Source organism: Lutibacter citreus (assembly GCF_003260195.1).
In the GTDB taxonomy this organism is placed as follows: domain Bacteria; phylum Bacteroidota; class Bacteroidia; order Flavobacteriales; family Flavobacteriaceae; genus Lutibacter; species Lutibacter citreus.
Map to the genome: position 1 here is coordinate 91,322 of NZ_QEIH01000007.1, position 17,975 is coordinate 109,296.

A 17,975-nucleotide genomic window follows, 5' to 3' on the forward strand; every position below is an offset into this window, starting at 1 on the left:
CTAAAATTAAGTATAAAAAAAAGCGATAATTGAAAAATTATCGCTTTTTTTAAAATATCATAATAAACTATTTTTATTCAGATTTTGCATCTTTAGGAATTTCTTTTTCCATAAATTCATTCATAATTCCTGTACTCACTCCCATATTTGAAAATCCACCATCGTGATATAAATTTTGAAGTGTTACCTTTTTTGTAAGGTCTGAAAATAATGTTATTGTATAATCTGCACATTCCAATGCACTTGCATTACCTAGAGGTGACATTTTTTCTGCATAGGCAATAAAACCATCAAAACCTTTAACTCCACTTCCTGCAGTTGTAGGTGTAGGAGATTGAGAAATTGTATTTACTCTAACTTTTTTATCTCTACCAAAGAAATAACCAAAACTACGTGCAATTGATTCTAAATATGCTTTATTATCAGCCATATCATTATAATCTGGAAACACACGTTGAGCAGCCATATATGATAAAGCAACAACACTTCCCCATTCATTCATTGCATCTTTTTTGTATAACACACTCATTACTCTATGAAATGATAATGCTGATACATCAAAACCTGTTTTTGTAAAATTATAGTCTTGATTAGTATAATGGTTTCCTCTTCTTACATTAACTGACATTCCTATTGAATGTAGTACAAAATCAATTTTACCACCTAGAATCTCCATTGATTTATCTACAAGATTTTCAAGGTCTTCCATTGAAGTAGCATCTGCAGGTATAACTTGAGAACCAGTTTTTTCAGCTAATTTAGATATTGTTCCTAATCTCATAGCCACAGGTGCATTTGTCAATACAAAAGTTGCACCTTCTTCATGTGCACGCTCTGCAACTTTCCAGGCTATAGAATTTGAATCTAACGCTCCAAAAATAATCCCTTTTTTACCCTTTAATAAATTATACATAGTTGTTTTTTGGTTTCAATTTTTAAGTTAATTGGATGCAAATATAGCAAAATCTTAGTTTAACAATTGTTTTGCATGTTCAATTGCAGTTTCAGAAGCATTTTTACCACTTAACATTTCTGCAATTTCATTAATTCGCTCCTCTTGATTTAGTTCTTTTAATTTAGTTACTATATTATTTTTTATGTCTTCTTTGTAAACTTTATAATGTTGTTTTCCTTTACTAGCAATTTGAGGTAAATGAGTTATTGTAATCACTTGCATGTTATCACTCATTTGTTTCATAATATCTGCCATTTTTTGCGAAACATCTCCTGAAACTCCTGTATCTATTTCATCAAAAATTATAGTTGGCAAATTAGAATATTCTGAAAGAATTGCTTTTACAGATAACATTATTCTAGATAATTCACCTCCTGAAGCTACTTTTTTTAATTCTCCAAAATTAGTTCCTTTATTTGCTGATATAAGCAACTCTAATTCATCTTTACCATTTAAAAAATATTGATCTGAATGAATTAAATTCATTTTAAACCTTGTATTCTCCATTCCTAGATTAAACAATATTCCTTCTAATTTTTTAATAAAAATTGGAATTGCTTTTTCTCTTTTTGAATAAATGGTTTTTGCCAATTTATCAATCTTTAATGAAACATCTTTTATTTCATTTTCTTTTTCTGTTATTATTTTTGAAGAATTTTTTACAGCATCTACTTTTACAGAAAGAGCTTCCTGTATATCTAATAAATCTTCAATAGTTGAAACACTGTGCTTTTTTTGTAAATTATATATTAATTGTAATCTATTGTTTAGTTTCTCTAATTCAATTGGATCAAATTCAACATTTTCATTTAAAACTTCAATATCACTACAAATATCATCTAGTTCAATTTTTAAACTTGAGACTCTTTCAAACAATTCTTTATATTCGGGAGCAAAAGATTTAATTCTATTTAAATTAGCAGAAAAAGAAACCATTAAAGCCTGTATACCAACTTCTTCATTAAGTGTTGTTGCTTGAGCCTCTGTTAAATTTAATTTAATTTCTTCAACATTATTAATTTTATCTAAATTTTGCTCTAAAACTTCTTGCTCATCTTTCTTTAAACTGGCAGCCTCTAACTCTTCATATAAATGCAAATTATATTCGTAAAGTTCCTTTGCCGATTGCTCAGAATCCTTAAGAGATTTCAATTCTTTTACCAATTGATTGTATAACTTTAAACCTCTTTTATATGATTCAATTTTATTATAATTTTCAGCCAAAGCGTCAATTATTTGAAATTGAAAATTCACATCAGAAAGTTGTAATGTTTGATGTTGTGAATGAACATCAATTAATTTTCCACTTAAAACCTGTAATACTTGTAAAGTTGTAGGAGTATCATTAATAAACGCTCTTGATTTTCCACTCGGTAAAATTTCACGTCTTACTATTGTTTCTTCTTCAAAATCAATATCATGTTCTTCAAAGAAACCTTCTAATTTATAATTTAAAACTGAAAACTTTGCCTCAATTATACACTTACTTTTAGAATCTTTTAAAGTTCCTAAATCGGCACGCTTTCCTAAAACCAGACCAAGAGCACCTAATAAAATAGATTTCCCTGCTCCTGTTTCACCTGTTATAATAGATAAATTATCTTGAAAATTAACAGATAAACTTTCAATTAAAGCATAATTTTTTATGGAAAGGTTTGTAAGCATTCTATCTATTTAAAAAAGTTACTTTATTTTATTCCATTTTGTTCCGTTCAAAGGAGACATTTTTAACAGATCGTCTTTTAGTTTACTTGTATCAAATCTTGGACCATCAGAAAAAACATCAACTATTTCATCTGATTTTGAATCCATAAATACACGTAATAAAAATGCGTTAGGCCTAGAATCGTAAATTGATTTTAAAGTTAAAACAGATTCATATATAGATTGTTTTGCTTTTTTCTTGTCTTTACTCATCATATCCAACCCTTTTAAATGGTATTGAAACATTGATTCTCTAAACAATTTATACGTTGGTGACAACAAGTTATCTATTAATGTAAATCTTGTTTTAGATCCATCACTTTGATTCCATCCTTTATAACCACTTTGCTGTGCTTGCACAACAACATTTTGTGCTTTTGTATAATAAGGCGTTCCTCCATTAAGTGTAAAAGTATCAGCATCCATCCCTAAAATGGTATATACATAAAAAGTAACAACCGATACTAAATTAGACTCAAAACTATTTTCATTAAATTGAATTGGTTCATATTCTGCGTAATTAAACGATACATTATCATCTTTAAAATTAAAAACGGGTGTTAAATATGTAGAATTATAAACCGGTCTTGAAGACTGTATTTGAATATGTCCTTTAAAATCCCCTCCATTATATTCTAAAATTGTTAATGTTAAATTACAATTTATTAATTCTTGAGATTTATAATTTAAATTTGTCCATCTCTTTTGATTTACAAATTCATTTAATGAATTTTGAAGCGTTGTAAAAACCTGTTTATTTGATCCAGGAATTTTATCTGCATTCACAGTTATAGTACAATTTAATTCTTGAGAATATAATTGAACACTAACAATAAAAACAATAAGAAATTGAATAATTTTACGCATAATTTTTTTTCAAAATCACATTAAATATGTCTTCAGCAACTTTAGATTTAGATTTAAGCCCAAATTCCGAAATATTTTCTAATTTATCAATAATTGTAACTTTATTTGTTTCTTTTTTAAACCCTGCTCCTTTATCTTGAAGTGAATTTAAAACAATTAAATCTAAATTTTTATTGTTTAATTTCTTCTTTGCATTTTCCAGTTCATTATTTGTTTCCAAAGCGAAACCTACTAAAAATTGAGATTTTTTTACTTTACCTAATGAAGCCAAAATATCTTTGGTTTTAACCAAATCTATAGACATTTCTTCTGAAGATTTTTTAATCTTTTTATCTGATACAAATTTTGGTTTATAATCTGCAACTGCAGCTGAAAGAATCGCTATATCTACTGAATTAAAATATTTATGTACTTCATTATACATATCTTCAGCACTAATAACATCTATTCTATTAATACGTTTATTTGATACAGTTTCATTTGAAGGACCTGATACTAAATAAACAGTAGCTCCTAAATTAGCTGCTTGTTTTGCTAATTCAAAACCCATTTTACCAGAAGAGTGATTTCCTATAAAACGAACAGGATCTATAGCTTCATAAGTTGGTCCAGCAGTTATCAATACTTTTTTATTGATTAAAGGAAGACTTTTAACAATATCATTTTCAATAAATGAAATCATATTTTCTGGTTCCTCCATTCTACCTTCACCAATTAACCCACTTGCTAAAAAACCTGATGACGGTGAAATAAATACGTTTCCAAAACTTTGTAATTTTGCAATGCTCTTTTTTGTAGATGCATGTTTATACATATCCAAATCCATTGTAGGTGCAAAATAAACTTTGCATTTTGCCGATAAATAGACTGCTAACAATAAGTTATCACAAACCCCATTGGACATTTTAGCCAATGTATTTGCCGTAGCAGGAGCAACTAACATATAGTCAGCCCAGAGGCCTAATTCTACATGACTGTTCCATTCTTCAGTTCCCTGTTCACCTTTTTCGTAAAAAGAGCTATATACTGGATTGTTTGATAGTGTAGATAATGTTAATGGTGTAACAAAATCTTTTGAAGCAGGTGTCATTACAACTTTAACTTGTGCACCTGCTTTTATAAAAAGTCGTACTAAATGTGCTGTTTTATAAGCAGCAATACCAGCAGTAACTCCTAAAAGTATGTTTTTACCGCTTAAAACAGACATAATTATTCTTTAATGTCTGTTTCAGGATTTCTATGATAAACTTTACCTTCTAACCATTCTTCAACAGCAATGGCAGTAGATTTTGGTAATTTTTCATAAAATTTAGAAACTTCAATTTGTTCTTTATTTTCAAAAACCTCGTCTAAACTATCTGTATAAGTTGCAAATTCTTCTAACTTTTCAATTAGTTCGCTTTTTAAATCACCAGCAATTTGCTCTGCTCTTTTTGCTATTATTGTAATAGCTTCATAGATGTTTTCAGTAGGTGCTTCAATTTTAGTTTTATCGTAAGTAATAGTTGATGAAGCAGCTTTTGTGTTTTTATAATCCATTTGTTTCAGTTTTTAGTGCAATTACAGAGTTTAACTCCTGTTCTAAGATATTATCTAATTTAATTAATTCAGGCATATAATCAGACTCTGGGTAACTTCTTTTAAATCTATCAAAAGCTTTAACAGCTTCTTTTATTCTAGTTTCTTTTTTCAAAATAAAACTATTCACACTTAATTTATAAGCTGATTTAAATTTAAGATACAAAGCTTCTTCTTTATATGAAGTTCCTAAATATTCTCCTAATAAATTATCAAATGCTACAATTGCAGCAATATAATCTTCAGTATGATAGTATTGTTTTGCTATTTCAAATGATTTTTGTTCTAATTTTTTTGTTAGAATTTTTATATTGTCATTTGCCTCGGCAATGTGTTCAGATTCTGGATACTTATACATAAAATTCTGTAAAGAAGTAATTGCTTCATTAGTATCTTTTTGATCTAAACTAAATACTGGCGATGCTAAAAAATGACTATGAGCTGAAAAATATGCAGCTTCCTCTACTTTAGAACTTTTAGGATAATTTTTCACAAACTTATCATAGTAATATGCTGCTAAAGTATACAGTTTAACATTATAATGAGATTGCGCTACCATAAATTGGATACGCTCCATTTGAGGTTTATTTCTGTATGAAGGTGTTATTTTCTCAAATAATTGAATGGCTTTATTATACTTTTGTGCTTCGTATAATTCAGTAGCCATTGCATATTGCTCTTCTACTTTACCTTTATTCAATACTTTTTGGTATTCACCACAAGATGAAATCCCAAAAGGTATTAATAAAATAAGTATATAAATTTTATTTTTAAGCATTTGGCAAAAATAGTTATTTATTATGGATTATTAAAATGATTTTTTAACCTTTAGTAAACCACAAAAATAACTTGCTTTTACTATAGTAAAGTATACAGCTATCTTAATTGTTTGTTAATGTTATGCTCCAGGTGCTACAGAGCTAACAACATTAAGTTGTTTTATATCATTATCAAATAAGTATAAACCACCTTTATCGTCTCCAATTAAATTTATTTTATCTAAAATAGTTCTTGCTTGCGCTTCTTCTTCAATTTGCTCTGCAACATACCATTGTAAAAAATTATGTGTAGCATAATCTTTTTCTTCTAATGTAATATGAACTAGCTCATTAATACTTTTAGACACAAAAACTTCGTGATTAAATAAAGTTTCAAACATTTCTTTAATTGAACCAAATTTTAAAGCTGGCTGACTTAATTCAGTAACTTTTGCATGTCCTCCACGTTCATTTACATACTTAAACATTTTTAACATATGTAAACGTTCTTCATCAGAAGCATCATACATAAATTGAGATGCACCTTCTAAACCTTTACTTTCAGCATAAGAAGCCATTGCTAAATATATTTGAGAAGACTCTGCTTCTATTCTAATTTGCTTATTTAATGCAGCTTGCATGTTTTCTGATAACATATTTCTTATTTTAAAATTACTTTAATTAAAACCGAAGTAAAATTACTAATAATTATCAATAAAACTATTAATTTTTTCTTGTAATTCTTCAGAGGCTTTCACCAGTGGTAAACGTACTTCTGCAGAACAAATATTTAATTTATTTAGCATTGCTTTAATTCCTACAGGATTTCCTTCTTCAAAAATATAATCAATACTATTAGCTAATTTATAATGTAAATTAAAAGCTTCTGCATTTTTACCTTCTAAACCTAATTGAATTAATTTTGAAAAGTCTTTTGGTAATCCTTGTCCAATTACTGAAATCACACCAGAACCACCAGCTAAAATAATGGGTAAAGCAATCATATCATCTCCAGATATTACCATAAAATCTTTTGGCTTGTTCTGAATAATATTCATTGCTTGAACCAAATTACCCGCAGCTTCTTTAACAGCAACAACATTTTCAAAGTCATTTGCCAATCTAATAATAGTCTCAGGAGAAACATTTTGTCCAGTTCTTCCAGGAACATTATATAAAATAATTGGTGTTTTAGTACATTGTGCTATCGCTTTAAAATGCTGATACAACCCTTCTTGGTTTGGTTTATTATAATAAGGTGAAACAGATAAAATAGCATCAAAATTACTTAAGTCCGAATTTTGTATTTCTGCAACTACACTTAAGGTATTATTACCTCCAATACCAATTACTAAAGGTAACCTTCCGTTATTAGTTTTAATTATTGTAGCCTTTACTAACTCCTTTTCTTCGGCAGTTAAGGTTGCAGCTTCAGCAGTTGTTCCTAAAACAACTAAATAATTTACACCATAGTTAATTTGGAATTCTACCAAACGCTTTAAGCCTTCAACATCAACAGATTTATCACTATTAAATGGTGTTACTAAAGCTACTCCGGTTCCTAATAATTCTTGCATTATAATTTATTTAATATCGTTAAGTATTTTTTTAATTCCTTATTAAAAAGACTTGTTTTTGTTGATTTACAATCTATAAGTAAATCATAAAAACGATTGTCTAAATGTGCAAACCCTACTCTAAATGAAGATTTACTCTGCAATAATACTAGGTTGTTATATAAATTATCAATTTTGCTGTAGTTAATTAACAAATCGTATTTTTTTGTTAAAATATTTTTTAATTCTTCTGATTTAATTTTCCCATACCAACCAAAATCTTGAGGATAAAAACCTATTTCATCCTCTTTGTTTTTATTGTTTTGTTGATGGATCACTACTACTTTTAACCCCTTCTCGTTAAGATTTAATTCTTTTTTCAACTCTTTAACAAGAGTTTCATTTTCATTAATATCATCTAATAAAACAATAACATTTTTTATTTTTCCCGAATTTTCATTCACGTTATTTTCAACAAATTCTTTTGCTTTCTTGTTAAAAAATAATTGATTGCTTTTCCGCTTTATTCCTGTAAAAATCATTTATATTTACGCTTGATTCACAAAGCTAAATAAAATCTATAGTATTTTAACAATGAAAAAATATATTCTTTTCTTTTTATCAATAATTATCTTAAATAGTTGTAAAAAAGAAACTCAATCTTTAGTAAGAATTGAAGGTAAATTACTCCCAATTACCAAAGAAATAAAAAGCGTTCAACAAATTGATTCTTTTATTTTACCTTACAAATTAAAGGTTGAAAAAGAGATGAATACCATACTCTCCTATACTAAAAAAGATTTGGTACGCACTGACGGAATATTAGAAAGTTCTTTAGGTAATTTAATGGCTGATATGTGTTTTGAAAGAGCCAACCCTATATTTAATTCAAGAACTGGAAAAAATATTGATTTTGCACTATTTAATTATGGAGGAATAAGAGCTGGTATAACAAAAGGAGACATTACAACTGCAAATGCGTTTAATTTAATGCCTTTTGAAAACTCTTTAGTAGTTGTTGAATTAACGGCTAAAAAAGTTAATGAATTAGTTCAATATTTAATTGATAAACATATAGCAAACCCAATTTCAAAACATATTAAATTAGCAATTTCTGATAATAGTTATGATTTAAAAATAAAAAATAAAAAACTTGACCCTGCCAAAACCTATTTTGTGCTTACCTCAAACTATTTACAAAAAGGTGGAGATCAAATGACTTTTTTTAGCAATCCAGTTTCTATAAACCTTTTAGATTATAAAGTGCGTAATGCTATTATTGATTATTTTTCAGAAAAAGACACCATATATTCAAATTTAGACAATAGATTTATTCAAATAAAATAGCAGATGAAAAGAAGAAATTTTATACAAAAATCTACAGCTACAGCGGCATTTTTAACCTTAGGTGGTTTAAGTTTAGAATCATTTGGTAAATCAACCAGAAAACATATTACAATATTGCATACAAATGACGTTCATAGTCATATTCAACCTTTTGATGTAAATCACTATAAATACCCAAATTTAGGAGGTGTAGCAAGAAGAGCTACTCTTGTAGAAAATATTAGAAAAGAAAATCCAAATACATTATTATTGGATGCTGGTGACATATTTCAAGGAACACCTTATTTTAATTTTTACGGAGGTGAATTAGAATTTAAGCTAATGAGTATGCTAAAATATGACCTTGCTACTATTGGAAATCACGATTTTGACAATGGAATTAATGGATTATATGCCCAACTACCTCATGCTAAATTTAATTTTGTTTCAGCTAATTATAATTTTAAAAATACAGTTTTAGATACGCACGTTAAGCCTTATAAAACATTTATTAAAGATGGAATTAAAATTGGAATTTTTGGTTTAGGAATTAAACTAGATGGATTGGTTGAAAAAGATTTATTTAAAGAAACTAAATATCTTGATCCAATTGAAATAGCCCAAGATATGAGCCGTATTTTAAAAGATGAAGAACATTGCGATTTAGTTATCTGCCTTTCTCATTTAGGATACTATTACAAAAGTGCTCCATCTAAAATTAGTGATTTAAATTTAGCAGCAAAAACAAAAAATATAGATTTAATAATTGGTGGCCATACCCACACTTTTTTACCAAAACCTACAGTTACAAAAAACAGTATTGGTGAAAATGTTTTAATAAATCAAGTTGGTTGTTACGGAATAAATGTAGGGCGCGTAGATTTTTATTTTGATAGTAATAAAAACATCGCTAGTAAAGGAAAAAGTATTATCGTTTAAAATAAACAATAAGTTAAATAAAATAAAGATGAGAATTGAAACAGGATTGAAGTTAGGTTTTAAAGATGTAATGATTAGACCTAAAAGATCCACACTTAGCTCAAGAGCTCAAGTAGCATTAGATAGAGAATTTACTTTTTTACACAGCAAATATAAATGGAATGGAGTTCCAATCATGGCTGCCAACATGGACACGGTTGGTACTTTTGAAATGGCTAAAGCTCTTGGTAAACATAAAATTTTCACTGCAATTCATAAGCATTATTCAATAGAAGAATGGAAAGTATTTATGGATTCTATAGATGAATCTATTTCAGAATACATTGCCGTAAGCACTGGAACTAGCGAAACCGATGCAAAAAAAATATCCATTATTTTTGAGCAAAATCCACAGTTAAAATTTATATGTATTGATGTTGCAAATGGTTATTCAGAACATTTTGTGAAGTTTGTAAAAAAAACACGTCAAAAATACCCTAACAAAGTAATTATGGCTGGAAATGTAGTAACTGGAGAAATGGTTGAAGAACTAATTCTTGCCGGTGCAGACATTGTAAAAGTTGGTATTGGACCTGGGTCTGTTTGCACAACACGTGTAAAAACGGGTGTTGGTTACCCACAACTTTCCGCCATTATAGAATGTGCAGATGCAGCGCACGGCTTAGGAGGTCAAATTGTATCTGACGGTGGCTGTAAAGTTCCTGGTGATATTGCTAAAGCATTTGGAGGTGGAGCAGATTTTGTAATGTTAGGTGGTATGTTAGCTGGTCATGAAGAAAGTGGCGGTAAAACTATTGAAATTAATGGCGAAAAATTTAAACAGTTTTATGGTATGAGTTCAGAAACGGCTATGAATAAACATGTTGGTGGTGTTGCAAATTATAGAGCCTCGGAAGGAAAAACAGTTGAAATTCCGTTTAGAGGACCTGTTGAAAATACCGTTCAAGATTTTTTAGGTGGACTAAGATCTACCTGTACCTATGTTGGTGCTAGTAGATTAAAAGAACTTACAAAAAGAACTACTTTTATAAGAGTTCAAGAACAACATAACCAAGTGTTCTCAAAATAAATTATTTTTATAATTAAATGTCTGTGATTTTTCTATTTCACAGACATTTATTTTTTTACAAATCCTCAATACTTTCACATCTTTCTTTAGGTTTATTTTAAATTACAACACCTTTTATAATTAAAACCGCAATAAAACCTATTATTTAGTAAATCTTCTTATTTTTAGCATTACTAATTAAAAAAGAATGAAAGAAAGTAAAAACCTTACAATTGGAGTTCCTCCAAAAAGTGCTGCTGGAATAAAAGCTGTTTTTATTTCAATACAACAAATTACAAAAAGAATGTCTTTTTATAATACTTTTAAAGCACTCAAGAATTTAAACCAAAAAAAGGGAACTGATTGTCCAGGATGTGCTTGGCCTGATCCTACCCATAGATCTAAATTAGGTGAATTTTGTGAAAATGGGGTTAAAGCAATAGCTGAGGAGGCTATGGATAAAAGGGCAAATTCTGCTTTTTTTTCTAAATACTCATTATCCGAATTAAAAAAACAAAGTGATTATTGGCTAGGTCAACAAGGACGATTAACAAATCCCATGATTATTGAATCTGGAAATTCTAATTACGCTCCAATTTCTTGGGAAAAAGCTTATAAAATTATTGGCGAAAATTTAAACAATCTAAGTAATCCTAATAAAGCTACATTTTATACTTCAGGAAGAACTAGCAATGAAGCTGCTTTTCTATACCAATTATTTGTTCGTATGTATGGAACAAATAACCTGCCAGATTGTTCTAATATGTGTCATGAATCTAGTGGTGCAGCTCTATATAATACTGTTGGAATTGGAAAAGGTTCTGTAACTTTAAATGATCTTTATAAAGCCGAATTAATACTAATATTTGGTCAAAATCCTGCAACAAATCATCCAAGAATGCTTGTAGCTCTTGAAAAAGCTAAAAAAAATGGAGCGAAAATAGTTTCTATTAATCCTCTAAAAGAAGCGGGATTGGTGAATTTTAAAAATCCACAAACAGCAAAAGGAATTATAGGAAAAGGAACTACAATATCTGATTTATACTTACAGCTTAAAATAAATGAAGATGTAGCCTTATTAAAAGCAGTAATGTATAAATTGTTTAAAAAAGCAGCTACCTCCCCTTCTATTATAGATTCTAACTTTATCAATAATAAAACAATAGATTTTGAAAGTTTTAAGAAAGAAATAACCTCGCAAAATATTGAAGAATTAATAACTAGAACAGGACTTAATGAAAGTGAAATAGATGCTTTTGTTGATTTAATTGTTCCAAGAAAAAAAATTATTGCTTGTTGGGGAATGGGATTAACACAGCACGTAAACGGTGTTGATAATATTCAAGAAGTTGTAAACCTTTTATTAATGAAAGGAAGTATTGGTAAAGAAGGCGCTGGTACCTGTCCTGTGCGCGGTCATAGTAATGTACAAGGAGACAGAACTATGGGGATAGCTGAACGACCATCAAAACAATTACTTGAAAAAATTAGTGAAAATTTTGGATTTACCCCACCAAAAGAAAGTGGTCTATCAGTAGTTGAATCTATTGCTGCTATGCATCAAGAAAAGGTAAAAGTATTTATAGCTATGGGTGGTAATTTTTTATCAGCAGCTCCAGACACTAATTTTACAGAACAAGCATTGGAAAAATGTGATTTAACAGTTCATATTTCAACTAAATTAAATCGTTCTCATTTAACTCATGGAAAAATTGGATTAATTCTTCCTTCAATGGGTAGAACTGATAAATTCATACAAAATGGAAAAGAAGAATTTGTAACTGTTGAAAACTCCATGGGAATTGTGCATTCTTCACAAGGAAAACTTACTCCACCATCTTCAATGGTTGAAAGTGAACCTCTTATTGTCGCTAATATTGCAAAAGCAACCTTAAAACAAAGTAAAGTAGATTGGGATTTTTTAACCAATGATTTTGGAAATATTAGAGATTTAATTGACAAAACAATTGCAGGTTTTGAAAATTATAATGAACGCGTTAAAAATCCAATTGGGTTTGAATTACCAAATGGTGCCAGAACAGGAAACTTTACAACCCCAACAAAAAAAGCGAAATTTACTGTAAATAAAGTGAGCCAAACAAAATTTGATAATAATGAATTTATTATGATGACTACAAGAAGTCACGATCAATTTAACACAACAATTTATGGATTAGATGATAGATATAGAGGTATTTATAATGGAAGAATGGTTGTTTTTATGAATGAAGAAGATGTTGCAAATCTAAACCTACAAAAAGGAGATTTAGTAAGTTTATATAATAATTATAGTAATACAAAACGTGAAGTATCTGGTTTTGCCGTAGTTCCTTACAATATTCCAAAAGGTTGTTTGGCTACTTACTTCCCCGAAGCAAATCCGTTAGTTCCATTAGAATTAACAGCCCATATTAGTCATACGCCTTCTTCTAAATCTGTAAAAGTAAAAATTAAAAAGATGGAAGTTTAAAGGTAATACCTTGTAACTCTTAGAGTGCAAAAGGAAATTACCACACTTGAGAATCTAAAATAAGTTACTTTTTTAATTTCTACTTACTTTTCAATTCCCAGGTTCTAACCCAATCAATTTTCATAGTATTTATTGAAGTGTCCAGTAAATCATTTTTAACTGCAAGGCCACCTAACCAATCTACATCAAATGTCCATAGATCCCAAATAATATTTAAATCTCTTGTAAAATCTCTTTCAGAAACAACATTATCTGCAGGTTCACCATCTAAATAAAATTGAATATGAGTAGCATCTTTCCACCAAACACCTACTGTATGGTATTCTTCATTCCATTTTTTTCCTTTTAAAGGATTCTTTTCTGATAAATTTCTATTATCAAAATTCCCATCATTTCTTTTAACATCATTATCTACAACATGAAAATATTGAGAATTCATCTGCCAAGGAAAATCTTCCTTACAATTACATGATGGATTAGAGTTATTTTCAATTATGTCAATTTCATTTCTATCAGCGCTATTACCATTATTCAACCAAAATGTATTAAATGCAGAAATATGTGCAGTTTTTATGCTACTTTCAGTATACATTGGATAATTAATTTGCGTTCTTGATTGTACTCTAGATGTATTAAACCATCTTTCATCCCCCTCTTCAAGCGTTGCTTTTATCCATAAATTACCCTCAGAAACTCCTGAGTTTTCAGCTTTCATTTTTACAGGAACACCATAATTCCATAGAGGTTTAAACCATTTAGTAGAATTCCATGAATCAAATTCATCTGATAAACTTTCTACTTTCACCCATTTCATATCATTAGGAGTTGTATCATCTATGGATACAAAAGAAGGTTTGTTTGGATCAATATTAGTAAAATCAACTTCATCTCCACCTTCATTATTTAAAGTATCTTCTTCTTCATTAATTTGAGTATTATCATCTTCATCAATTGCATTATCATCGCTGCTACAAGAAGTAAATAAAACTACGGTGATTATAATCAAAAACACTCTATTCAAATTCAATTCTATATTCATGTACTTCATAAGTATTAAACTATTTTTATAACACAAAAATAGTCTTTGGAAGTAAAAAAATCCGTAACTATTATTTATTTTAGTAGAACAGATAATTTTTATTTACTTTTAAACAATTTACCTTTAACAACTAAAACACTCAAAATAAACCTTTTAAAAGTGAATCCTCAACCAAATTTGGAAGTGTAACTTTTAATTCGGGTCTACGTTTCATTTCTCGTTTAATAGCAAATAGCGCCTCATTATTTCTGGCCCAACTTCTACGTGCAATTCCATTATTTACATCATAAAACAGCATGTTTTTTAAACGTTCATCAGCTTCTTTGGTTCCGTCTAACAACATTCCAAAGCCTCCATTTATAACTTCTCCCCAACCAACTCCACCTCCATTATGAATTGAAACCCAAGTTGCGCCTCTAAAACTATCTCCAATTACATTCTGAATTGCCATATCTGCTGTAAATCTACTGCCATCATAAATATTACTGGTTTCTCTATACGGAGAATCTGTTCCACTTACATCATGATGATCACGACCTAAAACCACTGCTCCAATTTCACCTTTTGAAATAGCATTGTTAAAAGCTTCTGCAATTTTTGAACGCCCTTCAGCATCTGCATATAAAATACGAGCCTTTGAGCCAACTACTAATTTATTTGCTTTAGCATTTTTAATCCAAGTAATATTATCTTGCATTTGCAATTGAATCTCTTTTGGAGATTCAATCATAATTTCAGTTAAAACCTTCATTGCAATTGCATCTGTTTTATCTAAATCTTCTTGCTTTCCTGAAGCACAAACCCATCTAAAAGGACCAAAACCATAATCAAAACACATTGGCCCTAGTATATCCTGAACATAGGAAGGATATTTAAAATCTATATTATTTTTGGCAAACACATTTGCTCCAGCACGAGACGCTTCTAATAAAAAAGCATTTCCATAATCAAAAAAGTAAGTACCTTTTACGGCATGTTTATTTATAGCATCAGCCTGACGAACTAACGAAGCTTTTACATGTTTTTTGAATTTTTCTGGATTATTTTTAATTAAAATATTACTTTCTTCAAAAGTTAAATCAACCGGATAATATCCTCCTGACCAAGGATTGTGCAAAGAAGTTTGATCTGAACCAACGTGTATATAAATATTTTCTTTATCAAATTGCTCCCAAACATCAACAACATTACCAATATACGCAATAGAAACATCCTCCTTTTTAATTTGAGCTTGTTTCACTTTTATTACTAAATCTTTTAAATTATCAGTTAAAACATCTACCCAGCCTTGTTCATATCTTTTTGTTGCAGCATTTGCATTTACTTCAGCGCAAACTGTAATGCAACCAGCTATATTTCCTGCTTTAGGCTGCGCACCACTCATACCGCCTAAACCGGATGTTAAAAATATTTTTCCTGTAGAATTTTCATTTGTTTTCAATATTTTTCTAAAGGCATTAATTAACGTAATAGTTGTCCCATGAACAATCCCTTGAGGTCCTATATACATAAATGATCCTGCAGTCATTTGCCCATATTGAGTAACTCCTAAAGCATTAAATTTTTCCCAATCATCTTGTTTAGAATAGTTGGGAACCATCATCCCATTTGTAACCACAACTCTAGGTGCACTTTTTGAAGAAGGAAACAATCCCATTGGGTGACCCGAATACATATTTAAGGTTTGCTCATCTGTCATGATAGCCAGATATTGCATTGTTAAAAGGTATTGTGCCCAATTTTGAAAAACAGCCCCATTTCCACCATAAGTAATTAACTCATTTGGATGTTGCGCTACCTCTGGATTTAAATTATTTTGAATCATTAACATAATACCAGCTGCCTGTTGTGTTTTTGCAGGATATGCTTTAATGGGCCTTGCATATAAATCGTAATTTGGTTTAAAACGATGCATATAAATTCTACCAAATGTTTTTAACTCTTCAGCAAATTCAACAGCCAAAACAGCATGCCATTTACTAGGGAAGTAACGTAGTGCATTTCTAATTGCTAATTTTTTTTCTTCAATTGTAAGAATATCTTTACGCTTTGGTGCTGGATTACCATTTTTGGGATAAGCTTTTTTATTAGGTAATTCTATTGGAATACCTTGAAGTATTATTTCTTGAAAATCAGTATAAGTAGTACTCATATTGCTGTATTAATAAGTTTCAAATTCAGTATCAAACTCGCTATAAGAATTTATATTTTGTTTTGTGATTTCTAATAAAGAATTAGATTTTAAAATTGCTATTGCTTTTTCAATATCTAAAGAAAAAATTCGATCTTCAGTTGCATGTTCAATTTTTGAACGTACTAAATTGTGAACCTCATCTAATGTTTTACTCGATTTTAATGGTTTTCTAAAATCAAATGCTTGTGCTGCACACAATAATTCAATTGCTAAAATTTTTTCTAAATTACCAATAACCTGTAATGCTTTTCTACTGGAAATAGACCCCATACTTACGTGATCTTCTTGCCCTAAAGAAGTTGGTATACTATCTGCACTTGACGGAAAGCACAAGCCTTTATTTTCACTAACCAAAGCAGCTGATGCATATTGTAAAATCATAAACCCTGAATTTAATCCTGTATCTTTTAACAATAATCTTGGAGTTCCCTCATATTTCCCTCCTAAGGATAAATAAATACGTCTGTCTGAAATACTTCCTAATTCCGCCACCGCTAAACACGCATAATCTAAAGGCATTGCCAATGGTTGTCCGTGAAAACTACCTCCGCTAATAATTAAATCTTCTGAAATAATTATTGGATTATCTGTTACAGAATTCATTTCGGTTTCAACCATTTCTTTTAAATGCAACCAAGCATTTCTTGAACTACCATGAACCTGAGGAATACAACGCATTGAATAAGGGTCTTGTACTTTTCCACAATTTTGATGAGAGGCTCCAATTTCAGAATCCTTTAAAAAAGTTCTCATTCTACTTGCTACATGAATAATTCCTTTAAAAGGACGCGTTTGGTGTAATTCTTTATAAAATGGTGTTTGAGACCCCATTAAACCTTCAATCATTAAACTACCTATTAAATCGGCATGCGATAAACATTTGTACATTTTGTCAACAACCATAACTGCATGCGCCAAAATAAACTGAGTTCCATTTATTAATGCCAAACCAGCTTTTGGATGCAATATTATTGGTTGAAGTTTAAACTCTAATAAAACTTGTTGAGTTGGTACTAATTCATTTTTATAATACACTTTACCTTCTCCAATTAATGGTAAAAATAAATGTGCCAACGGACAAAGATCTCCTGATGCTCCAACAGAACCTTGCTCAGGAACCATAGGTATAATATCATTTTCTATAAACCATATTATACGGTTTAATATTTTAATTGAAATACCCGAATACCCTTTTGAAAGTGAGTGAACTTTTAAAATAAGCATTAGTTTAGCTAAATCCTTATCAATTGGTTTCCCAACACCTACAGCGTGACTTAATAGAATTTTACGCTGTAAAATACTTGTATTTTCTTTTGAAATAATGGTATCACATAAAGGTCCAAAACCTGTATTAATACCATAAACTGCTTTATCTTTTTTTGCTGTAGCAATAACTATATCATGACATTTTTTAATGTTGTTTTTTGCCTCATTAGTTATAACACCTTTTAGTTTTCCTTTAAGAATATGTAACACCTTACCAACAGTAAGAGAATCTAGCCCGTATTTAAACATATATATATGGTTTTTCTTATAACAAA

The 17,975-nt window shown here is 29.5% G+C and carries 16 protein-coding genes; 4 read left to right on the forward strand and 12 right to left on the reverse strand.

The features are described 5' to 3' along the window. Positions 1–73: 73 nt before the first annotated feature. The 9 genes from DAD81_RS15255 to DAD81_RS15295 all read right to left on the reverse strand — a co-directional run bounded on the left by DAD81_RS15255 (position 74) and on the right by DAD81_RS15295 (position 7,960). On the reverse strand, positions 74–913 hold the full coding sequence (locus DAD81_RS15255; RefSeq protein WP_111709168.1) for an enoyl-ACP reductase FabI: 840 nt from the start codon (positions 911–913) through the stop codon (positions 74–76). 54 nt (positions 914–967) lie between these two features. Further along, positions 968–2,620 (reverse strand): DNA repair protein RecN, encoded by a 1,653-nt coding sequence (gene recN, locus DAD81_RS15260; RefSeq protein ID WP_111709169.1) that lies wholly within the window; start codon positions 2,618–2,620, stop codon positions 968–970. 18 nt (positions 2,621–2,638) lie between these two features. Continuing rightward, the gene (gene porD / locus DAD81_RS15265) at positions 2,639–3,526 is read right to left on the reverse strand and encodes a type IX secretion system protein PorD (RefSeq protein ID WP_111709170.1); all 888 of its coding nucleotides are present in this window, start codon (positions 3,524–3,526) and stop codon (positions 2,639–2,641) included. Further along, a complete protein-coding gene (gene coaBC, locus DAD81_RS15270) occupies positions 3,519–4,733 on the reverse strand; it encodes a bifunctional phosphopantothenoylcysteine decarboxylase/phosphopantothenate--cysteine ligase CoaBC (RefSeq protein WP_111709171.1) in 1,215 nt (404 codons plus the stop codon). The genes porD and coaBC overlap by 8 nt, the downstream gene beginning before the upstream one ends. A 2-nt stretch (positions 4,734–4,735) precedes the next feature. Beyond that, on the reverse strand, positions 4,736–5,065 hold the full coding sequence (locus tag DAD81_RS15275) for a DNA-directed RNA polymerase subunit omega (protein WP_111709172.1): 330 nt from the start codon (positions 5,063–5,065) through the stop codon (positions 4,736–4,738). After that, positions 5,055–5,882: an outer membrane protein assembly factor BamD gene (locus tag DAD81_RS15280; RefSeq protein WP_111709173.1), complete on the reverse strand. Its 828-nt coding sequence runs from the start codon at positions 5,880–5,882 to the stop codon at positions 5,055–5,057. The genes DAD81_RS15275 and DAD81_RS15280 overlap by 11 nt, the downstream gene beginning before the upstream one ends. 120 nt (positions 5,883–6,002) lie before the next feature. Next, a complete protein-coding gene (locus tag DAD81_RS15285; protein ID WP_111709174.1) occupies positions 6,003–6,518 on the reverse strand; it encodes a ferritin in 516 nt (171 codons plus the stop codon). Positions 6,519–6,563: 45 nt separating this feature from the next. After that, on the reverse strand, positions 6,564–7,439 hold the full coding sequence (gene dapA / locus DAD81_RS15290; RefSeq protein WP_111709175.1) for a 4-hydroxy-tetrahydrodipicolinate synthase: 876 nt from the start codon (positions 7,437–7,439) through the stop codon (positions 6,564–6,566). Continuing rightward, complete coding sequence (locus tag DAD81_RS15295; protein WP_111709176.1) at positions 7,439–7,960, reverse strand: DUF6913 domain-containing protein; 522 nt, start codon at positions 7,958–7,960, stop codon at positions 7,439–7,441. The genes dapA and DAD81_RS15295 overlap by 1 nt, the downstream gene beginning before the upstream one ends. Positions 7,961–8,012: 52 nt before the next feature. Between DAD81_RS15295 and DAD81_RS15300 the strand changes: the two genes are divergently transcribed. The 4 genes from DAD81_RS15300 (at position 8,013) to DAD81_RS15315 (ending at position 13,201) form a co-directional block, all read left to right on the forward strand. Next, positions 8,013–8,765, forward strand: coding sequence for a 5'-nucleotidase C-terminal domain-containing protein (locus DAD81_RS15300; RefSeq protein ID WP_111709177.1), 753 nt, complete (start codon positions 8,013–8,015; stop codon positions 8,763–8,765). 3 nt (positions 8,766–8,768) lie between these two features. Further along, positions 8,769–9,683, forward strand: a complete 915-nt coding sequence (locus tag DAD81_RS15305; protein WP_111709178.1) for a bifunctional metallophosphatase/5'-nucleotidase — start codon at positions 8,769–8,771, stop codon at positions 9,681–9,683. Between the two features lie 28 nt (positions 9,684–9,711). Continuing rightward, entirely contained in the window at positions 9,712–10,752 is a 1,041-nt protein-coding gene (locus DAD81_RS15310; RefSeq protein ID WP_111709179.1) for a GMP reductase, read from the forward strand. 187 nt (positions 10,753–10,939) lie between these two features. Continuing rightward, positions 10,940–13,201, forward strand: a complete 2,262-nt coding sequence (locus DAD81_RS15315) for an FdhF/YdeP family oxidoreductase (RefSeq protein WP_111709180.1) — start codon at positions 10,940–10,942, stop codon at positions 13,199–13,201. A gap of 79 nt (positions 13,202–13,280) precedes the next feature. Here the strand turns inward: DAD81_RS15315 and DAD81_RS15320 are convergent, their stop codons facing one another. The 3 genes from DAD81_RS15320 to hutH all read right to left on the reverse strand — a co-directional run bounded on the left by DAD81_RS15320 (position 13,281) and on the right by hutH (position 17,949). Further along, positions 13,281–14,249, reverse strand: a complete 969-nt coding sequence (locus DAD81_RS15320) for a LamG domain-containing protein (protein ID WP_245949314.1) — start codon at positions 14,247–14,249, stop codon at positions 13,281–13,283. Positions 14,250–14,379: 130 nt separating this feature from the next. Next, positions 14,380–16,392, reverse strand: a complete 2,013-nt coding sequence (locus DAD81_RS15325) for a urocanate hydratase (protein WP_111709181.1) — start codon at positions 16,390–16,392, stop codon at positions 14,380–14,382. Between the two features lie 9 nt (positions 16,393–16,401). Continuing rightward, on the reverse strand, positions 16,402–17,949 hold the full coding sequence (hutH, locus tag DAD81_RS15330) for a histidine ammonia-lyase (RefSeq protein ID WP_111709182.1): 1,548 nt from the start codon (positions 17,947–17,949) through the stop codon (positions 16,402–16,404). Positions 17,950–17,975 lie beyond the last annotated feature (26 nt).

Coding starts and splice junctions, on each gene's coding strand:
- DAD81_RS15255 (WP_111709168.1), bottom strand. CDS start 913: ATGTATAATTTATTAAAGGGTAAAAAAGGGATTATTTTTGGAGCGTTA.
- recN (WP_111709169.1), bottom strand. CDS start 2,620: ATGCTTACAAACCTTTCCATAAAAAATTATGCTTTAATTGAAAGTTTA.
- porD (WP_111709170.1), bottom strand. CDS start 3,526: ATGCGTAAAATTATTCAATTTCTTATTGTTTTTATTGTTAGTGTTCAA.
- coaBC (WP_111709171.1), bottom strand. CDS start 4,733: ATGTCTGTTTTAAGCGGTAAAAACATACTTTTAGGAGTTACTGCTGGT.
- DAD81_RS15275 (WP_111709172.1), bottom strand. CDS start 5,065: ATGGATTATAAAAACACAAAAGCTGCTTCATCAACTATTACTTACGAT.
- DAD81_RS15280 (WP_111709173.1), bottom strand. CDS start 5,882: ATGCTTAAAAATAAAATTTATATACTTATTTTATTAATACCTTTTGGG.
- DAD81_RS15285 (WP_111709174.1), bottom strand. CDS start 6,518: ATGTTATCAGAAAACATGCAAGCTGCATTAAATAAGCAAATTAGAATA.
- dapA (WP_111709175.1), bottom strand. CDS start 7,439: ATGCAAGAATTATTAGGAACCGGAGTAGCTTTAGTAACACCATTTAAT.
- DAD81_RS15295 (WP_111709176.1), bottom strand. CDS start 7,960: ATGATTTTTACAGGAATAAAGCGGAAAAGCAATCAATTATTTTTTAAC.
- DAD81_RS15300 (WP_111709177.1), top strand. CDS start 8,013: ATGAAAAAATATATTCTTTTCTTTTTATCAATAATTATCTTAAATAGT.
- DAD81_RS15305 (WP_111709178.1), top strand. CDS start 8,769: ATGAAAAGAAGAAATTTTATACAAAAATCTACAGCTACAGCGGCATTT.
- DAD81_RS15310 (WP_111709179.1), top strand. CDS start 9,712: ATGAGAATTGAAACAGGATTGAAGTTAGGTTTTAAAGATGTAATGATT.
- DAD81_RS15315 (WP_111709180.1), top strand. CDS start 10,940: ATGAAAGAAAGTAAAAACCTTACAATTGGAGTTCCTCCAAAAAGTGCT.
- DAD81_RS15320 (WP_245949314.1), bottom strand. CDS start 14,249: ATGAAGTACATGAATATAGAATTGAATTTGAATAGAGTGTTTTTGATT.
- DAD81_RS15325 (WP_111709181.1), bottom strand. CDS start 16,392: ATGAGTACTACTTATACTGATTTTCAAGAAATAATACTTCAAGGTATT.
- hutH (WP_111709182.1), bottom strand. CDS start 17,949: ATGTTTAAATACGGGCTAGATTCTCTTACTGTTGGTAAGGTGTTACAT.